This window comes from Halomonas sp. LC1 (assembly GCF_030247125.1).
GTDB lineage: Bacteria > Pseudomonadota > Gammaproteobacteria > Pseudomonadales > Halomonadaceae > Vreelandella.
This window is the reverse complement of sequence record NZ_JASSPG010000006.1, coordinates 215,700-233,669: the sequence shown is the minus strand read 5'-3', so window position 1 is coordinate 233,669 and position 17,970 is coordinate 215,700. Positions and strand designations below refer to the sequence as shown.

Annotated in this window: 20 protein-coding genes; 16 read left to right on the top strand and 4 right to left on the bottom strand. The window is 61.1% G+C overall.

Features of this window, described 5'->3' with window-relative positions:
• Nucleotides 1–6 precede the first annotated feature (6 nt).
• The 14 genes from cysE to QIT27_RS11580 all read left to right on the top strand — a co-directional run bounded on the left by cysE (nucleotide 7) and on the right by QIT27_RS11580 (nucleotide 13,371).
• On the top strand, nucleotides 7–870 hold the full coding sequence (cysE, locus tag QIT27_RS11645) for a serine O-acetyltransferase (RefSeq protein ID WP_159341194.1): 864 nt from the start codon (nucleotides 7–9) through the stop codon (nucleotides 868–870).
• 77 nt (nucleotides 871–947) lie between these two features.
• Nucleotides 948–1,415 carry a Fe-S cluster assembly transcriptional regulator IscR gene (gene iscR / locus QIT27_RS11640; RefSeq protein ID WP_159341193.1) on the top strand — a complete coding sequence of 156 codons (468 nt, stop codon included), beginning with the start codon at nucleotides 948–950 and terminating at the stop codon, nucleotides 1,413–1,415.
• 31 nt (nucleotides 1,416–1,446) lie between these two features.
• Nucleotides 1,447–2,616: an aminotransferase class V-fold PLP-dependent enzyme gene (locus tag QIT27_RS11635; RefSeq protein ID WP_285263906.1), complete on the top strand. Its 1,170-nt coding sequence runs from the start codon at nucleotides 1,447–1,449 to the stop codon at nucleotides 2,614–2,616.
• Between the two features lie 54 nt (nucleotides 2,617–2,670).
• A complete protein-coding gene (locus QIT27_RS11630; protein WP_159341191.1) occupies nucleotides 2,671–2,997 on the top strand; it encodes a HesB/IscA family protein in 327 nt (108 codons plus the stop codon).
• A gap of 178 nt (nucleotides 2,998–3,175) precedes the next feature.
• Complete coding sequence (gene ndk, locus QIT27_RS11625) at nucleotides 3,176–3,601, top strand: nucleoside-diphosphate kinase (protein WP_159341190.1); 426 nt, start codon at nucleotides 3,176–3,178, stop codon at nucleotides 3,599–3,601.
• Nucleotides 3,602–3,683: 82 nt separating this feature from the next.
• The gene (gene rlmN / locus QIT27_RS11620) at nucleotides 3,684–4,868 is read left to right on the top strand and encodes a dual-specificity RNA methyltransferase RlmN (protein ID WP_285263905.1); all 1,185 of its coding nucleotides are present in this window, start codon (nucleotides 3,684–3,686) and stop codon (nucleotides 4,866–4,868) included.
• A 118-nt stretch (nucleotides 4,869–4,986) separates the two neighbouring features.
• Nucleotides 4,987–5,721: a type IV pilus biogenesis/stability protein PilW gene (gene pilW / locus QIT27_RS11615; protein WP_285263904.1), complete on the top strand. Its 735-nt coding sequence runs from the start codon at nucleotides 4,987–4,989 to the stop codon at nucleotides 5,719–5,721.
• A gap of 40 nt (nucleotides 5,722–5,761) precedes the next feature.
• Entirely contained in the window at nucleotides 5,762–6,760 is a 999-nt protein-coding gene (locus QIT27_RS11610) for a RodZ domain-containing protein (protein WP_285263903.1), read from the top strand.
• 8 nt (nucleotides 6,761–6,768) lie between these two features.
• The gene (gene ispG, locus QIT27_RS11605; RefSeq protein ID WP_285263902.1) at nucleotides 6,769–7,884 is read left to right on the top strand and encodes a flavodoxin-dependent (E)-4-hydroxy-3-methylbut-2-enyl-diphosphate synthase; all 1,116 of its coding nucleotides are present in this window, start codon (nucleotides 6,769–6,771) and stop codon (nucleotides 7,882–7,884) included.
• Nucleotides 7,885–7,954: 70 nt separating this feature from the next.
• Nucleotides 7,955–9,262 (top strand): histidine--tRNA ligase, encoded by a 1,308-nt coding sequence (gene hisS, locus QIT27_RS11600; RefSeq protein ID WP_253019029.1) that lies wholly within the window; start codon nucleotides 7,955–7,957, stop codon nucleotides 9,260–9,262.
• Nucleotides 9,263–9,342: 80 nt separating this feature from the next.
• Nucleotides 9,343–10,002, top strand: a complete 660-nt coding sequence (locus QIT27_RS11595; protein ID WP_159341184.1) for a YfgM family protein — start codon at nucleotides 9,343–9,345, stop codon at nucleotides 10,000–10,002.
• Complete coding sequence (bamB, locus tag QIT27_RS11590) at nucleotides 10,002–11,183, top strand: outer membrane protein assembly factor BamB (protein WP_285263901.1); 1,182 nt, start codon at nucleotides 10,002–10,004, stop codon at nucleotides 11,181–11,183. Before QIT27_RS11595 ends, bamB begins: the two co-directional genes overlap by 1 nt.
• On the top strand, nucleotides 11,180–12,583 hold the full coding sequence (gene der / locus QIT27_RS11585) for a ribosome biogenesis GTPase Der (protein ID WP_159341182.1): 1,404 nt from the start codon (nucleotides 11,180–11,182) through the stop codon (nucleotides 12,581–12,583). Before bamB ends, der begins: the two co-directional genes overlap by 4 nt.
• A gap of 173 nt (nucleotides 12,584–12,756) precedes the next feature.
• Complete coding sequence (locus QIT27_RS11580) at nucleotides 12,757–13,371, top strand: hypothetical protein (protein WP_285263900.1); 615 nt, start codon at nucleotides 12,757–12,759, stop codon at nucleotides 13,369–13,371.
• 15 nt (nucleotides 13,372–13,386) lie between these two features.
• On the opposite strand, the gene QIT27_RS11575 is transcribed toward QIT27_RS11580, so the two are convergent.
• Nucleotides 13,387–14,259 (bottom strand): ATP-binding protein, encoded by an 873-nt coding sequence (locus QIT27_RS11575; RefSeq protein ID WP_285263899.1) that lies wholly within the window; start codon nucleotides 14,257–14,259, stop codon nucleotides 13,387–13,389.
• 96 nt (nucleotides 14,260–14,355) lie between these two features.
• Here QIT27_RS11575 and QIT27_RS11570 point away from each other — a divergent pair, with 96 nt between their 5' ends.
• Together QIT27_RS11570 and QIT27_RS11565 are read left to right on the top strand one after the other, a co-directional pair.
• Nucleotides 14,356–15,159, top strand: a complete 804-nt coding sequence (locus QIT27_RS11570; protein ID WP_159341179.1) for a M48 family metallopeptidase — start codon at nucleotides 14,356–14,358, stop codon at nucleotides 15,157–15,159.
• Nucleotides 15,160–15,177: 18 nt separating this feature from the next.
• On the top strand, nucleotides 15,178–15,435 hold the full coding sequence (locus tag QIT27_RS11565; protein WP_285263898.1) for a hypothetical protein: 258 nt from the start codon (nucleotides 15,178–15,180) through the stop codon (nucleotides 15,433–15,435).
• A 69-nt stretch (nucleotides 15,436–15,504) separates the two neighbouring features.
• Here the strand turns inward: QIT27_RS11565 and aroE are convergent, their stop codons facing one another.
• From aroE to tsaC, 3 genes are all read right to left on the bottom strand, one after another.
• Nucleotides 15,505–16,323 carry a shikimate dehydrogenase gene (aroE, locus tag QIT27_RS11560; protein WP_253019032.1) on the bottom strand — a complete coding sequence of 273 codons (819 nt, stop codon included), beginning with the start codon at nucleotides 16,321–16,323 and terminating at the stop codon, nucleotides 15,505–15,507.
• A gap of 9 nt (nucleotides 16,324–16,332) precedes the next feature.
• Nucleotides 16,333–17,265 carry an oxygen-dependent coproporphyrinogen oxidase gene (gene hemF, locus QIT27_RS11555; RefSeq protein WP_285263897.1) on the bottom strand — a complete coding sequence of 311 codons (933 nt, stop codon included), beginning with the start codon at nucleotides 17,263–17,265 and terminating at the stop codon, nucleotides 16,333–16,335.
• A gap of 126 nt (nucleotides 17,266–17,391) precedes the next feature.
• On the bottom strand, nucleotides 17,392–17,949 hold the full coding sequence (gene tsaC / locus QIT27_RS11550; protein ID WP_159341175.1) for an L-threonylcarbamoyladenylate synthase type 1 TsaC: 558 nt from the start codon (nucleotides 17,947–17,949) through the stop codon (nucleotides 17,392–17,394).
• Nucleotides 17,950–17,970 lie beyond the last annotated feature (21 nt).

The window sequence follows — 17,970 nt, the reverse complement described above, 5'->3', positions numbered from 1 at the left end:
TCACCCATGTTTCAACGCCTGCGTGAAGACATCAATAGCGTTTTTGACCGCGACCCTGCGGCACGTAACTTTCTTGAGGTGCTGACCAACTATCCTGGCCTGCACGCCTTACTGCTGCACCGTTGCAGCCATTGGCTATGGAACAAGAACTTCAAATGGTTGGCACGGACGCTATCGACCTTCTCCCGCTGGCTGACCGGCATCGAAATTCACCCGGGCGCGACCATCGGGCGACGCTTTTTCATCGACCACGGCATGGGCGTGGTGATTGGCGAAACCGCCCGAGTGGGCGATAACGTCACTCTCTATCAAGGCGTGACGCTAGGCGGCACTAGCTGGAACAAAGGCAAGCGCCATCCTACGCTGGAAGATGGCGTCATCGTCGGTGCTGGGGCCAAAATATTGGGGCCATTTACCGTGGGTGCCGGGGCCAAAATCGGTTCTAACGCGGTGGTCACCAAAGAAGTGCCAGCGGGCGCCACCGTTGTGGGCATTCCCGGCAAAATCGTCAAACGCGCCGACCCGGATGTGGAAGAAGCGCTGGACGTCGACCCGGCCCGCCGTGAAGCCATCTGCCAGAAATTTGGCTTCGATGCTTATGGCGTTAGCCAAGACATGCCCGACCCCGTGGCGCGCTCGATGCAGGCCATGCTCGATCACATGCACGCCGTGGACGAGCGTATCGAACGCATGTGCTCGACGCTGCGCAAACTGGACGCCAACTACCGCGACGGCCAGCTCCCCGCCCTGCGGGATGAAGACTTTGCCGATATTCTGGAGGAAAACGACACCGGTTGCCCCGGGCTTGGCCGCGCCGCCCAGGAGCGTAGCGATACAGCGGCGGAGGACAGCGCTTCCCGCAATAGTTGACCAAAGCACTCAGGATTTCCATAATGGCGCAACATTTGCTGCCAGTGCGCTGAACGCTCAGCGACGAGGTACCTGTCATGCGCTTGACCACAAAAGGCCGTTACGCCGTTACCGCCATGCTGGATTTGGCGATCAACGCCCCCAGCGGCCCCACCAGTCTGGGGGACATCTCCCAGCGCCAGGAGATTTCACTCTCCTACCTGGAGCAACTGTTTGCCAGACTGCGCCGGGCGGGATTGGTCAGCAGCGTGCGCGGGCCAGGTGGCGGCTACCTGTTGGCCAAAGCGCCCGAGGCGATCAGCGTGTCCCAAGTGATCGATGCGGTCAATGAAACCGTCGACGCGACTCGCTGCCAGGGGCTATCCGATTGCCAGCAGGGCGATACCTGTTTGACACACCATTTATGGTGCGAGCTATCCGGGCAAATCCGCAGTTTTCTCGACGATATTACGCTGGCGCAACTGATACAGCGCCCGGATGTCATCCGCATCGCTACCCGTCAAAAACAGCGGGTCGAGGCGGGCATCCTCGCCTCCTCTCCTTGACGGCCTTTACTGCACGCTGGAACCCATGACGATGACTGCTACTCCCTCGCTGCCCATTTATCTCGATTATGCCGCCACGACGCCGGTCGATGATCGCGTGGCCGAGGTCATGCAGCGTTACCTCACAGTCGACCAACTCTTCGCCAATCCCGCCTCCCGTAGCCATATGCTGGGCTGGCAAGCCGAACAGGTGGTCGAGCAGGCGCGCCGCCAAGTGGCCGACATGATCGGCGCCGACCCGCGTGAAATCGTGTGGACCAGCGGTGCCACCGAAGCCAACAACCTCGCGCTGATTGGCTTCATGCGCGCCAACCGCGAACGTGGCATGCACCTTGTCACCTCCACCATCGAGCATAAAGCTGTGGTGGATACCGCCAAGGCGCTGGAGAGTGAAGGCTTCGAGGTCACTTGGCTGCCCCCCGGCCGCGACGGGCGCGTGACGCCCGAACAGCTGCGCGCCGCCATGCGCGACGATACGGCGCTGGTATCGCTCATGACGGTGAATAACGAACTGGGCAGCATCAATGACATTGCCGCTTTGGCAGACGTCGCCCATGACTTTGGCGCGGCCTTTCATACCGATGCCGCGCAAGCGGTAGGACGAGTGCCGCTCGACGTCATCGCCCAGCACATCGATTTGATGTCGCTCTCGGGCCATAAAGCCTACGGCCCCAAGGGTGTTGGCGCGCTGTACGTGAAGCGCCACCCAGACATTCGCATCGAAGCGCTGATTCATGGCGGCGGGCATGAGCGCGGCATGCGTTCCGGCACGCTGCCCACCCATCAGATCGCCGGGATGGGGGAAGCCTTTTCCGTCATGCAGCAGCAGCAGGACGATGACCAAGCGCGCATCACCGCGCTACGCGAGCGCTTGTTAAGTGGCTTGGCCGATCTGGAGGGCGTCGTTCCCAACTCGCCATCCGAGAACGTCGTTCCCAACATCGTCAATCTGGCCTTCGAAGGTGTCGATGGCGAGGCGCTGTTGATGGCACTGCGGGACGTCGCGGTATCCACCGGCTCGGCCTGCAACTCGGCCAGCGTCGACCCCTCTTATGTTCTATTGGGCATTGGCACGCCCCGTCGGCTGGCGCTCTCATCGCTACGTATCAGCGTTGGGCGCTTTACCCAAGCGGCCGAGATCGACCACGCACTAACCTTACTGCGCCACGCGGTGAGCGGCTTACGTGCCAACGCACGTTAGGCGGCTGACGCTCTCCTGACGCACGGCTAACGACTTCTCAAAGGAGAACGCTCCATGGCAACACTGAACATTACCCCCGCTGCGGCTGAACAGATCCATCGCGTACTCGACGAGCGCGGCCAAGGCCTGGGCCTTCGGGTATCGGTCAAACCCAGCGGCTGCTCGGGTTACAGCTACGTACTGGACTTCGCCGACGAAGCCCAAGCGGACGACGTGCGCTTCGAAGCCCACGGTGCCAGCGTGTACGTCGCGCCAGACGCGGTAGAGATGCTGGACGGCAGCGAAGTGGATTACGTCAACGAAGGCTTGAACCGCTTTTTCCGCTTCAACAACCCCAATGTCAAAGATCAGTGCGGCTGCGGTGAAAGCTTCACGGTCTAAACCACCCGCCAGGACGGTTGCGCACATCACCGGTATTCATCCCCACCGGGAGGCGCTATAATCGCGGCCACTCGGCAGCCGCAGCCACCGACGGCCCTAGCCGACCACTTTTTTCCTGCGCCGCCCCGGCTTTCCGGGGCGGCAATTTCTGCTTTATCCCTTTTAAGGAGATTTCTGCATGGCGACTGAACGTACTCTTTCCATCATCAAGCCCGATGCCGTTGCAAAAAATGCCATTGGCGACATCATCGCTCGCTTTGAAAAAGCCGGCCTGCAAGTCGTAGCCGCCAAAATGCTGCACCTCTCTGAAGAGAAGGCAGGCGGTTTCTACGCCGAGCACAAAGAGCGTCCCTTCTTCAAAGACCTGGTTGGCTTCATGACCTCTGGTCCGGTCGTCGTACAGGTACTGGAAGGCGAAGGCGCCATCGCGAAAAACCGTGAGCTGATGGGTGCCACCAACCCGAAAGAAGCCGCTCCGGGCACCATCCGCGCCGACTTTGCGGAAACAATCGACGCCAACGCTGTCCATGGCTCTGATTCTCCGGAAAGCGCCGAGCGCGAAATTAGCTACTTCTTCGGTAACGACGAAATCTGCCCGCGCTAAACCAAGCGCCGCCGTTTCAACCTTCGTTGCCGGCCATTTTCGCGGGGGCTCTGCCCCCGCCTCTTTCTGAACGCTGACCGCCATGACCACCACCGTAGCTCAACATACGCCTGCCACTCACACAACGCCCGATAGCGAGACGACCGAACACGCGTCTCCCGCTCGACAGAACCTGCTGGGTCTCTCCCGCGAGCAGATGGAAGCGTTCTTTTTGTCGATCGGCGAAAAGAAGTTTCGCGCCACGCAGGTCATGAAGTGGATTCACCAGGAGGGTATCGACGACTTTACGGCGATGACCAACCTGTCGAAGCCGCTGCGCGACAAGCTCGCCCAAGTCGCTGAAATTCGCGGCCCAGGGGTTGTCTACGAAGGCACGTCCAGCGACGGTACCCGTAAATGGGTGTTAGAGGTGGAAGATGGCAGCTACGTCGAGACGGTCCTGATTCCGGCCGAGAACGGAAAGCGGCGCACGCTATGCGTCTCTTCCCAGGTGGGCTGCTCGCTGGATTGCAGCTTCTGTTCGACTGGCAAGCAGGGGTTCCAGCGTAACTTGACCGCCGCCGAGATCATCGGCCAGGTGTGGGTCGCCCAACGCAGCGTGGGCCCGCGCCGTGATACCGCCAACCGCCCGGTGACCAACGTGGTCATGATGGGGATGGGCGAACCGCTGCTCAATTTCGATAACGTCGTGCCTGCCATGAAGCTGATGCTCGACGATAACGGCTACGGGCTCTCCAAACGTCGCGTCACGCTCTCCACCTCTGGCGTCGTGCCGATGATGGACAAACTAGGCGACGAACTGGATGTGAGCCTTGCCATTTCGCTGCACGCCTCCACCGACGAGCTGCGCAACGAACTGGTGCCGATCAACCGTAAGTACAACATCCGTGCGCTGCTGGATGCCTGCCACCGCTATCTGGCCAAGTGTCCCGATAACCGTCAGGTCACCATCGAGTACACGCTGATCAAAGACGTCAACGATCAGCAAGAGCACGCTGAGCAGCTCGCCGCGCTGCTTAAAGAACTGCCGTGCAAAATCAACCTGATTCCGTTTAACCCGTTCCCGAATTCAGGTTATGAGAAGCCTTCACGTAACCAAGTGATGCGCTTTCAACAGTGGCTGTACGATTTAGAGTACAACGCCACCGTGCGGACCACCCGCGGTGACGACATCGATGCCGCCTGTGGTCAGCTGGTAGGCCGTGTGAAAGACCGTACCAAGCGCAGCGCACGCTACATTCAGTCCGTGCAGCTCGACGCTGACTAACCGCTGCTGTCTTGACTTCCAACCGACACAGCGCTTTGATGGACACGTTTTTGCCGGGCGCTCGCCAAGCGTCCGCAGTACGGCACTGGCTCAACCGTTTCGACTCAAGAGGGCGTAGATGATCGGTCACCGCAGGCGCATTACCTCCATCAGGATGCCCATGCTGTCCGTGCTTGCTGGCAGCCTGCTGCTGGCGGGCTGCGCCACCTCTGGCCAGGGGGTCCATACTGATGCCAATCCCGATGCGGTAGATGCCTATACCCAGCTTGGCGTCGCCTACCTAGAGCGTGATAACCTGCCACGCGCACTGAACGCCCTCGACCGTGCCCTGGAGTTGAACCCGCGTCATGCGGAGGCACTTCAAGCGCTTGCGCTGGTCTACCAACAGCAGGGGGAGAGCGAGCTGGCCAATCGTTACTTCCAGCAGGCGCTGGATGCCGAGCCATCGTTCACCCGCGCGCGTAACAACTACGCGGCGTTTTTGTATCAGCAGGCCGAGTTTTCCAAAGCCTGCGAACAGTTAGAAATGGCATCCCAGGATGCCCAATATGCCAATCGCGCCCAGCTCTTTACCAACCTGGGCCAGTGTTATTTGGCCATCGACGAATTGGATAAAGCGCGCGAACGTTTGCAACGCGCGCAAAGCATCGACCCGCGCAACCCACGCGGGTATTTAATGTTAGCCGAACTGGAAGTTTCGCAGGGCAATTATGATCAGGCCTGGGCACCGCTGCAGAACTATTTGCAGCTAGCGGGCCCAGACCCAGCGGCACTGGAAATGGCGATCGATGTCGCCCTCGCCCGCGGTGACGACGCCGCGGCTGCCGACTACCAGCGCTTGCTAAACAACTGATTGCCGCCCTGATCACCACATTATTGAAGGATGCTCAGCTATGAGCGACACACAGTTACACGATAGCGTTACTACGGCCCACAGCACGGCAACCCCTGGTGAGTTGCTCTCTCGTCAACGCGAATCGCTCGGCGTCCCGCTGGCGGATGCCGCCCGCGCCCTCAATCTGCGCCCGGCCGTGGTGGATGGCCTGGAGCGTGATAATTACGAAGAGATTCCCGTTGCCGCGTATCGTCGCGGCTATTTGCGTGCCTATGCCAAATACCTGGGCATGGATGACCGCGTGGTGCTCGACGCTTATCAAGCCCGCCACGGCACCAGCGACGCGGAACGCAAAGTCACGCCGGTCGCCGTCACCAAGCCCCCCTCCAAGGTCGGCGCGTGGCTGTTCAAACTGGTCACGCTGCTGGTGATCGTCGGGTTGATTGCCGTGACGGTGGCCTGGTGGCAGAGCCGCGGCGGCAGCGAGCCGCCGAGCATCGGCGCCTCCCCCGCCATGGAAGAGAACGATGCCCCCATGAGCGAACCGTCCCCTGAGCCAGCGCCCGAGCCTACCCCGGTGGTCACGCCTGAACCTGCCGTCACCGAAGAGCTGACGAGCGATGCAGCCAGCGACGCGTCTACCGACAGCGCCTCCAGCGACGACAGCACCGCGCCCGTGGCTGACACTGACGAGCGCGTACAGGCCACCGAAGAAATGCCTGACGCCCAGGTGACAGAAGCCGAAACCGACGCTCCGACCGCCGACGCAGACGCGCCCGAAGACACCGTCGCCGAGGCCGCCCCGGCGACCAACCCCAACCTGCTCGAGCTGACGTTCAACGAGCAGTCCTGGACCGAAATTTTCGATGCCAACAACCAGCGCGTGTTTGTCGGTCTGCAAACCCCCGGCACCACCGCGAGCGTTGAGGGCGAGCCGCCTTTTCGTTTAACCGTCGGCAACGCCACCGGTGTAGAACTGCGCTACCAAGGTGAGCTCGTCAACCTTGCCGAGCGCGCCGGTGCCAATAACGTTGCCCGCTTTACCCTGGGAGAGTGACCCGTCTTATGCACGCCCCTTCTCCGATTAAACGCCGTCTGTCACGCCAAATTCATGTTGGCAATGTGGCCGTGGGCGGCGATGCGCCGATTTCCGTACAGAGCATGACCAACACCAACACGCTGGATGTGGACGCCACCGTCGGCCAGATCCAACAGTTGGAAAAAGCGGGCGCGGATATCGTCCGCGTCTCCGTGCCGGATATGGACGCCGCTGAAGCCTTCGGCAAAATCAAACAGCGCGTAGCGGTGCCCCTCGTTGCCGATATCCACTTCGATTACAAAATCGCCCTGCGCGTCGCTGAGCTAGGCGTTGACTGTCTGCGCATCAATCCCGGCAATATTGGCCGGGAAGATCGCGTACGCGCTGTGGTAAGCGCCGCCCGCGACCACGGCATTCCAATCCGTATCGGGGTGAACGCCGGATCGCTGGAAAAAGATCTGCAGAAGAAGTACGGCGAGCCCACGCCTGCGGCACTGGTCGAGTCCGCCATGCGCCATATTGACCACCTGGACCGCCTCGATTTCCAGGAGTTTAAAGTCAGCGTGAAAGCGTCTGATGTGTTTATGGCGGTGGCCGCTTATCGCGACCTTGCCACCCGCATCGAGCAGCCGCTGCACCTGGGTATCACCGAAGCAGGCGGCCTGCGTTCGGGCACAGTGAAGTCCTCCATTGGCCTAGGCATGCTGTTGATGGACGGTATCGGCGACACCATCCGCGTCTCGCTGGCTGCCGACCCGGTGGAAGAGATCAAGGTCGGGTTCGATATGCTCAAGAGCCTGAAGCTGCGCGCCAAGGGCATTAACTTTATCGCCTGCCCCAGCTGCTCGCGGCAGAACTTTGACGTCATCAGCACCATGAACCAGCTCGAAGAGCGCCTGGAAGACGTGATGACACCGCTGGACGTTTCGGTGATTGGCTGTGTGGTCAACGGCCCCGGCGAAGCCAAAGAGACCGATATCGGCCTCACCGGCGGCTCGCCTGCCAACCTGGTCTATATCGATGGCAAACCGGCGAGCAAGCTGCGCAATGACCACCTCGTCGACGATCTGGAAAAGCTGATTCGCGACAAAGTGCGTCAAAAAGAGCAGCAGCAAGAGAACATGATTGCGCGCAGCGTTTAACGTCCCAGTGGCTGAAAGAGGCGGTGTGAGCGTCCCGCCTCGTGTGCTGCCGCCCCATAAGGAGTTTTCATTGAGCAAGTCCGCCGCTAAAAAGATTCAAGCCATCCGTGGTATGAACGACCTATTGCCCAGCGACAGCCCTCGCTGGCAATTTTTTGAGGGCAAAGTACGCCAACTCATGCACCGTTACGGCTTCGATGAAATTCGTACGCCGATTGTGGAGCAGACGGCGCTGTTTGCCCGTTCGATTGGTGAAGTCACCGACATCGTCGAAAAAGAGATGTACACCTTCGACGACCGCAACGGTGACAGCCTGACGCTGCGCCCCGAAGGCACCGCCAGCTGCGTGCGGGCGGCCATGGAACACGGTTTGCTGCATAACCAAACCCAGCGGCTTTGGTACCAGGGGCCGATGTTCCGTCACGAGCGCCCCCAGAAAGGACGCTATCGCCAGTTCCACCAAGTGGGTGTCGAGACGTACGGCTTCGAAGGCCCGGATATCGACGCCGAAGTCATTTTGCTTTCGGCACGTCTGTGGCAAGAGCTGGGCTTGATGGAGCACGTCACCCTGGAGTTGAACTCGCTAGGCTCGGCTGACGCCCGTGCGGCCTACCGCGATAAGCTAGTGGCTTACTTCGAGCAGCACCACGATATTCTCGATGACGATTCCAAGCGGCGCCTGACCAGCAACCCGCTGCGCATTCTGGACTCGAAAAACCCAGAGATGGCCGAGATGCTCGACGCGGCTCCGCAGCTGATGGACCACCTGGACGACGAGTCCCGCGCGCATTTCGAGCAGCTCAAAGCGATGCTGGATGCCGCCGGGATTCCGTACGTGGTCAACCCACGTTTGGTGCGCGGCCTGGACTACTACTGCCGCACGGTGTTCGAGTGGACCACCACTGCACTGGGCAGCCAAGGCACCGTGTGCGCTGGCGGCCGCTACGACGGTCTGGTCGAGCAGCTGGGCGGCAAACCCACGCCTGCAGTGGGTTTTGCCATGGGCATCGAACGCCTGATCCTGCTGCTGGACACCCTCGACCTAGTGCCCAACGAAGCGCTGGGCGGCTGCGACGTTTACTTGATGCCGATGGATGACAGCGCCACCGTGGCCGCGCTGACGCTCGCCGAACAGCTGCGCAGTGCGCTGCCTTCGTTACGCCTGCAGCTGCACTGCGGCGGCGGCAGCTTCAAAAGCCGGATGAAGAAAGCCGATAAAAGCGCCGCGCCGGTGGCGATTTTGCTAGGCGAGGACGAGCTAGCCCACCAAACCGCCACGTTGAAGTTTTTGCGTGATGATCGCGAGCAGCAGCAAGTGTCCCAGACCGAGCTGGCCGACGCGCTTCGCGAGTTACTGTCGAACGTACCGTCTCACTAACATCGCTGCCCAGCACCGACTGGGCAGATGAACACTCGTTAGCCGCATTGGCGGCTGACCTATGGAACAGGAGGCCGCCCGTGGCGGAGCTGAGAAGCGAAGAAGAGCAGCTAGAAGTCGTCAAACGCTGGTGGAAAGAGAACGGAACCTCGCTGATTGCCGGTGCCGTTCTCGCTGCGGCGGGCGTCTTTGGTTGGAATGCGTGGCAGAACTATCAAGAAGGCAAGGCGGAAGCCGCCTCTGCCCGTTACCAACAGCTCATCAATATGACGGCTGGCACGACCTTGGAAGGCGATCAGCTAAGCGCAGCACAGACGCTGATCGATGAGCTCACCGACGACTACGGCAACACGCTGTATGCCGAACTGGCACAGCTCTTGGAGGCTCGTCTTGCCGTTGAGCAAGACGACCTGTCCACCGCCAAGCAGGCGCTGCAGGACGTCGCCAGCAACTCCTCGCGCCGCTATGTACAAAGCGTAGCTTGGCTGCGTTTGGCACGCATCGAAGTGGCACAGGGCAACCCCGATGCTGCGCTGGCGCTGCTCGATCAGCCCATCTCTGACGCGCTGGCGGCCCAACAAGCCAACGTACGCGGCGATGCCTTCCTCGCGCAAAATCAGCCCGAGCAGGCGCGCGAGGCATGGCAAACCGCCCAGTCACTCGCCCAAACGAAGAACCAGCCGCTGTACGGCGTGCAGTTCAAGCTTGACGATCTCGGCGCCGAGGAGGCGACACAGTGATGACGATTAGCCTGTCAAAACCGCTCTTTTCCAAACATCTAATGCGCACCACCCTGGGTGCCGTGGCGTTGGCACTGTTGGCTGGCTGTGCCAGCAAAGGTGAGCCTGCCTTCACGCCCAAAGAGCTGCGCAACTTCGATGCAACGTCATCGCTGGACAGCGTTTGGGATCGTCACGTTGGCGATGGCTTTGGCCGCGCCCGCTACCCCATCGCCCCATCGCGTGAGGGCGATACGGTCTTCGCCGCCGACGCCAACGGCCTGGTCGCCGCGTTCGATGCCAATAGCGGCGAGCGTGAGTGGGAAATCGAGCTGGATAGCCCGGTTTCCAGCGCGCTGAATGCCATTGCCGGTCAAGTGTATCTCGGCACCCGCAACGGTGAAGTGATTGCCCTCGACCAGCGAGACGGTAGCGTTGCTTGGCGCTCGCGGGTCTCCAGCGAAGTGTTGGCGGCCCCGCAGGCCAACCAGCAATTGTTGCTGGTTCAGAGCGTGGACGGCCAAATCACGGCCCTGGATCGCGCCAGCGGTGAAGAGCGCTGGGTCTACACCAGCTCGCAGCCTGCCTTGACGCTACGCGGCACCGGAACGCCGATGGTCATCGATCCGGTCACCTTCGTGGGCTTGGCTAACGGACGCTTGGCCACGCTGGATAACCGCAGCGGCCAAGCTCTGTGGGATATGCAGATTGCTACCCCACGCGGACGCAGCGACGTCGAGCGGCTGGTGGACCTGTCCGGTCAGCCGGTTCTCAGCCCCGATGGACGCCTGTTCGTGACTAGCTACAATGGCCGTGTGGTCGCCCTGGAAGCCACCCGTGGCGGTGTCTTGTGGGAAACCAACCTTTCTAGCCGCCACACGCCAATTCTGGTGGGCAACTTCTTGTTCGTGGTCAGCGACGACAGCCACGTCGTGGCCCTCGATGCCAACAGCGGTCAGGAAGTTTGGCGTAACGACGATCTCGAAGATCGCTGGCTCACCGCTCCCGCCTTTGCCGATGGCCGTATCGTCGTGGGCGATTTCGAAGGCTATGTCCATCTGATCGACGCCCGCGATGGCAACCTGGTCGGCCGCACCCGAATCGATGATTCAGGTATTAGCGTGCGCCCGGTCACGGAAGGCAGCACCATTCATGTCCAGGCCAACAATGGTCGCCTGGAAACCCTGGAAGTCACTCCATGACACCCGTCATTGCATTAGTCGGTCGCCCCAATGTGGGCAAATCGACGCTGTTTAACCGTCTGACCCGCTCGCGCGATGCGCTGGTGGCAGACTTTCCTGGCCTGACCCGTGACCGTAAATACGGTAACGGCATGCTGGGTGGAAAGGCGTACACCGTCATCGATACCGGCGGTATCAGCGGTGACGAAGAAGGCATCGATGCCGCGATGGCCGAACAGTCCCTCGCGGCCATCGACGAAGCCGATATCGTGCTGTTCTTGGTCGATGCCCGCGCCGGGCTGAACGTTGCCGATGAAGCGATTGCCAACCACCTGCGCGTCAATCAGAAGAAAACCTGGCTGGTGGTCAACAAGACCGACGGCTTGGAAGAGCACTCGGCCATGGCCGACTTCTGGAAGCTAGGCTTGGGCGACCCCTGGCCGATTGCGGCCGCTCATGGCCGCAACGTATCGCTGTTGATCGATACGGTCCTCGAACCTTTCCCTGAGCGGGATGCCAGCATCCCCGCCGACACGGGCACCAAAGGCATTCGCATTGGCGTCATCGGCCGCCCCAACGTAGGTAAGTCCACGCTGGTCAACCGCCTGCTCGGTGAAGAGCGCGTGGTCGTGTTCGATGAAGCGGGCACTACCCGTGATGCCATCGAAATTCCCTTCGAGCGCAACGGCAAGCCGTACGTGCTGATCGACACCGCCGGCATTCGGCGGCGCAAGAACGTGCGCGAAATCGCCGAAAAGTTCTCGATCATCAAGACGCTGGATGCGATCAAAGAGAGCCACGTGGCGGTCATGGTACTGGATGCCCGCAGCGGCTTGGTCGAGCAGGATCTGCACCTGCTGGATTATGTGCTCACCACCGGCCGTGCGCTGGTGCTGGCCGTGAACAAGTGGGACGGGCTGGAGAGCGAAGCCAAAGAGAAGATGCGCGCCGATATCAAGCGCCGTCTGGGCTTTGCCGACTACGCCGAGCTGCACTTCATTTCCGCCCTGCACGGTACGGCGGTGGGCGATCTTTACCCCTCCATCGAGCGGGCGTTCAACGCCGCCAACGCGCACTGGTCGACCAACCGTCTCACCACGCTGCTGCAGGATGCGGTCAGCCAGCATCCACCTCCCATGGTGAATGGACGCCGCATCAAGCTGCGTATGGCTCACCAGGGTGGCAGCAATCCGCCGATTATCGTGGTACACGGCAACCAGACGGCCTCGCTGCCCGAGGCATACCGCCGCTACCTGACCAACACGTTCCGCAAAGTGTTGAAGGTGCGCGGCACGCCGATGCGCTTCGAGTTCCGCTCGGGCGATAACCCGTTCGATCACATGGCGGGCGCCAGCGATAAAGAGAAAGCCAAAAAACGCGAGCTCAACCGCACCAAAGAGGCGCGCAAGAGCCGCCGTTAAGCGTTATCTCTCACCTCAACGCCCACTGACGATTCAGTGGGCGTTTTTAATGCTCTTCCTCCCGCAAATCTGCTTGACAGACACCACTGCCCGCTCTCAAATAGCGGCGCTTTTCGGCACCTGCCCTGTAGATACTTGCTCTATCACTCTTGCCCTTCTTAGGAGGGACTGACATGCACGACGCTGTTCGTCGCGGACGCGGCTTGGTTTTACTGCTGCTGGCGACTCTCTTGACCGGCTGCTTGGCACTGCCCCAAACGGGACTGTTTGCTTTTCGCTTAGCTGTCACCTCACTCGGCATCGAGGACGTACGCATTGGCCCTTATAGCGTCAATGCTGGATTGGACACCAGCGATCTATCGAGTTTGCTGGCCTCTAGCCTGGGTGCTGGAAGCTTGCCGGTGCAAGCGACCCTGGCGATGGGGCTTGGCCTGCCCGCTGGCATGCCTCCGGTGGAGATGTCGGGCTTTCGCTGGACGCTGGACATGCCCGGCGTCGACCCCGTACAGGGCAACTATGCCCAGAACGTGACGCTCACCTCAGGGGAAGATGCCAATCTCCGTCTGCCGGTGGCTTTCGATGTGCTGGCTGCCGACCAGCAGCACATGACGCCGATGGTGGAGCTGGCGAGCCAACTCGCCAGCCAAGGGGAACTGCCTGCGGGCAGTGAGCTGGCCATCACCCCAGGGGATTTGCGCGGCCTGGGCATGACGCTACCCGCTGGTTTGCTCACCCCAACCATTCGCTTGAACGTGGGCGACGACGGGCAGCTCATCCCCCAACGCTAAAGCTTGCCCAGCGCGTCACTCACCCCGCTCATGCAGCCGTTTGCGGCCCACGTACTGGGCCGCAAACTGCCACGCCGTCCGGCCGCTTCGCCCGCCGCGCAGTGTGGCAAAGCGAATCGCTTCCGCCCGCGCAGCCTCATTCCAGTCCTGTTTTCCGCCGATACGCCCTACCCAGTGTTCACATACTTCCAGGTACGCCGCTTGGCTAAACGGATGAAAGCCTAACCACAGGCCGAAACGATCCGAGAGGGAGATTTTCTCTTCCACCGCATCGCCGTGATGTAATTCGTCACCCACCAGCCGTGAGCCGCTGTTGTCCTCCATCGACTCCGGCAGCAGATGGCGACGGTTCGAAGTGGCATAGAGCAACACGTTATCCGGCGGCCCGGTCAGCGCACCATCCAGCACGCTCTTGAGCGCTTTGTAGGCATCGTCGTTGCCTTCGAACGACAGGTCATCGCAATACACCACGAAGCGGTGCGGCTGATGACGCAACTGTTCTACCAACAGCGGCAGGCTTGCCAGGTCGTGACGGTCGACCTGGATCAGTCTCAAGCCTTCATTGGCGAGTGAATTGAGCAACGCCCGTATCACCGACGACTTACCGCTCCCCCGGGAGCCCCATAGCAGCGCGTGGTTGGCGGGCAGGCCTTGCAAAAAGGCGCGGGTGTTATCGACCAGTGCCTGCTTCTGACGCTCGATGCCCAGCAGATCATCCAGCGTCATGGTGTCTCTTGGGGGTACCGGCACTAGCCGCCCGCCCAGTGGGTGGCGTTGCCAGATGGCGGCCACGTGTTGCTCCCACGCAACCGGCGTGGGCGCTGGCGGCAGCCAGTGGTCGACATGATCGAGTAACCGCGCTAGGCGCTGGCTTAATTCGGCATCCATCGTCATCCTCAGAGTGCGTTATGATAGGGTTGATTTACCACTGCCAGTGGTTATCTTGTGTGCAAGGATCCCCACTCGTCTATAAGGAAACTGTCTATGCGTTGGCTTCGCCCATTAGCGGTTACGGCGCTCTGCGCCTCGATCGCCGCTTGCTCGACGTCACCCACCGGTCGTTCACAGCTGCTGCTGCTCTCCGATGATCAGCTCAATCAGATGGGCCAACAGGCCTTCGCCGAATATCAGCAAAACATTCCGACTGCGGGTCAGGCGAGCCACCGTTACGTGCAGTGCATCACCAATGCCATTGTCGACGTGCTTCCCAACGAGCAGCGCGACCTGGATTGGCAAATTCGTGTGTTTGAGTCCGAACAGCCGAACGCTTTTGCCCTGCCTGGCGGCTACATGGGTGTAAACACCGGCATGCTGGACATCGCCACCAGTCAGGACCAGCTCGCCTCGGTGGTCGGCCATGAAATCGGCCACGTGCTGGCGCGCCACGCCAACGAGCGTGCTTCGACACAAAGCGCCACGTCGCTGGGCCTTTCGGTCATCTCCAGCACGTCGGGCATGCAGACACCGGCAGGCCAGCAGTTGATGGGTGTGCTCGGCTTGGGGGCCGAATACGGCATTGCGCTACCTTTCTCCCGCCGTCATGAAAGCGAGGCCGATGTGATAGGCCTACAGCTCATGGCGCAAGCGGGCTTCGACCCGCGTGAAAGCGTCACGCTATGGGAAAACATGCAGGCCGCGTCGGGCGGCGGTGCGCCTCCTGCCTGGATGTCGACGCACCCCAGCCAAGGCCAGCGGATTCAAGGCCTGCAAGCCAATATGGAGCAAGCGCTGGCCACCTACGAGCAGGCTCGCAACAGCGGCCGTACTCCTAACTGTCCGCGACCGTAGCGGCCATTCGAGGCTTTCATGATCCGATTGGGTTTACTGCTGTTAGTGCTGCCGATTCTGGTGCTGCTAGGCGTTTACTTTTGGGAGTTGGGGGACGTTCGCGCCTGCCAGCTCAACGGCGGCTACTGGAACTACCTGGAGGGGGCTTGCTACGACACGCCACAGCCCTTCGTGTCGTGGCTCGAGCGTTCACCGCTGCTGGTGAACGGCGGCATGCTGCTATCCGTGGTGGGGTTGGTGATGTGCATGGTGGGCTTTTATACCAAACCGCGTTAGACCGACTTTTTCTCTCGCTCTCGTGAGCTCACGACGACAGGATGGGGGCACTCGCCCCCATCGTCCTGCTCACTCATTGAGAGACTGGCGGAGCAGCGAGCGCACGCTGGCCGTTTCCGGTCGAACGTTGCGCCATAGAAAGAACGATTCGGCCGCCTGCTCGACCAGCATGCCCAAGCCATCCAGCCGTTTCGCCCCGCGCGGTTCCGCCCACTGAAGAAACACCGTCGGCTCAGCGCCGTACATCATGTCATAGGCCCAGGCGCCTTCGGCAAACAGCGTCTCCGGCAGCGGCGGCAGCTCGCCTGAAAGGCTGGCACTGGTGCCGTTGATCACCAAGTCGAATTGCCCGTCGATGGATGCAAAACCGCCGCCCTGGAGAGTGCCCAGGTCGGCAAACGCGTGGGCCAGCTGCTCGGCTTTCTCCGCCGTGCGGTTGACGATGACGACCTCACTGGGCTTCTCCGCCAGCAGCGGTTCCAATACGCCGCGCACCGCGCCGCCTGCGCCGATGACCAGCACACGCTTACCCGCCAGAGGGACGCGGTGATAGGCCAAATCCCGCACTAACCCAATACCGTCGGTGGTATCGCCATAGGTACGCCCATTACCGCCCACAATCAGCGTATTCACCGCCTGGGCGCGCTTGGCGCGGTGACTCAGCGTATCGCAGAGTGCAAAGGCATCGCCTTTGAAGGGCACGGTGACGTTCGCACCACGGCCGCCGTCGGCGACGAATGCTCGCCAAGCATCAGCAAACCCCTCCACAGGGGCGAGCTCAGCGGTATAACGCATGGCTTGCTGGGTTTGACTGGCAAATTCCCCATGGATCAGCGGGGATTTCGAGTGCTTAATAGGGTTGCCAAACACGCAGTAACGATCAGTCATCGACGCTCCTTAGGCGTTGCTCTGCTGGGCGGCTTCGGCCAGCCAATCGCGGGGCACCAAGTAGTCGTGCAGCGCGGCCTCACGACTGCCCGCGTCAGGGGTAAAGGCGTACTCCCAGCGGGCCAGCGGCGGCATGGACATCAGAATGGACTCCGTACGCCCGCCGCTCTGCAGGCCAAACAGCGTGCCACGGTCCCACACCAGATTGAACTCGACATAGCGACCGCGGCGGTAGAGCTGGAAGTCGCGCTCGCGCTCGCCCCAGGCGTCCTGCTTACGGCGCTCGACGATGGGCAGGTAAGCGTCCAGAAAGCTATCGCCTACCGCGCGCTGAAACGCAAAACACTCTTCAAAGCTGCCTTCGTTCAAGTCATCAAAAAAGAGTCCGCCGACGCCGCGGGTCTCCTCGCGGTGCTTCAGATAGAAGTAGTCGTCGCACCACGCTTTGTAGCGCTCGTAAACGCCCTCACCAAAGGGCGCGCAGGCGTCACGCGCGACCCGATGCCAGTGCACCACGTCCTCGAACACCGGATAGTAAGGGGTTAGGTCGAAGCCGCCGCCAAACCACCACACCGGCGGCTCGCCCTCTTTTTCGGCAATGAAAAAGCGCACGTTGCCGTGGCTGGTGGGTACGTTGGGATTTTCTGGGTGCATGACCCAAGAGACGCCCACCGCATGAAAGCTGCGCCCGGCCAGCTCGGGACGGGCTGCGGTCGCAGACGGCGGCAGCTGCGCACCGTGGACATGGGAAAAATTGACGCCGCCTTTTTCAAAAATAGCGCCTGACTCCATCACCCGCGAGCGGCCTCCGCCGCCCTCTTCGCGCTGCCAGCTATCCTCTTTGAACGCGGCCCGCCCATCGGCGGCGGCAAGCCCTTCACAGAGGCGCTCCTGAAGATCGAGAAGGTACGCTTTAACGTCGTCTAGGTGCTCGTGGGCCACGGTAACTCCTGGTGAGGTGAATCGTGAATCGTGAATCGTGAATCGTGAATCGTGAATCGTGAATCGTGAATCGTGAATCGTGAATCGTGAATCGTGAATCGATGGCAGTGTGACGAAGTCGGACGGCTAGTCACGCATCACTTTGCCGGTCACCAAATCGCGGATGGTGCTGGGTTTGGCATTGCCGCCCAGTTCGCCAGCCACGATGGCGGCGACCTCCTCCCCAAAAATGGTAGCGACCTCGCCTGCGCTCATGGCAGGAGGGTCGCCGGCTCGGTTGGCGGAGGTAGAGACGAGTGGGCCACCAAACGCTTCGCACAGCGCTTTCATCAGCGGGTGGTCGGTCACGCGTAACGCGACACTTTGGTGAGCACCACGCACTAAGCCGTGGCTTCTGCCGTTATCGGGCACTAGCCAAGTGTTAGGGCCAGGCCAACTGGCGGCCAGCGGGGCATGCAGCGCAAGGGGTAGCTGGGTCAGCCAAGGCTGAAATTGCTGAATGCTCGCCGCCACCAAGATCACGCCCTTGGCCGGGTCGCGCTCTTTCATGCGCATCAAATGCGCCAGCGCTTCGTCGTTATCGGGATCACAGCTCAGCCCCCATACCGCCTCGGTAGGGCATGCGATCACACCACCTGCGCGCAGCGCATCTACCGCCGCTTTCACGTCAACCGCCGGTTTCATAGACGCTCCTGATAAGCTCTC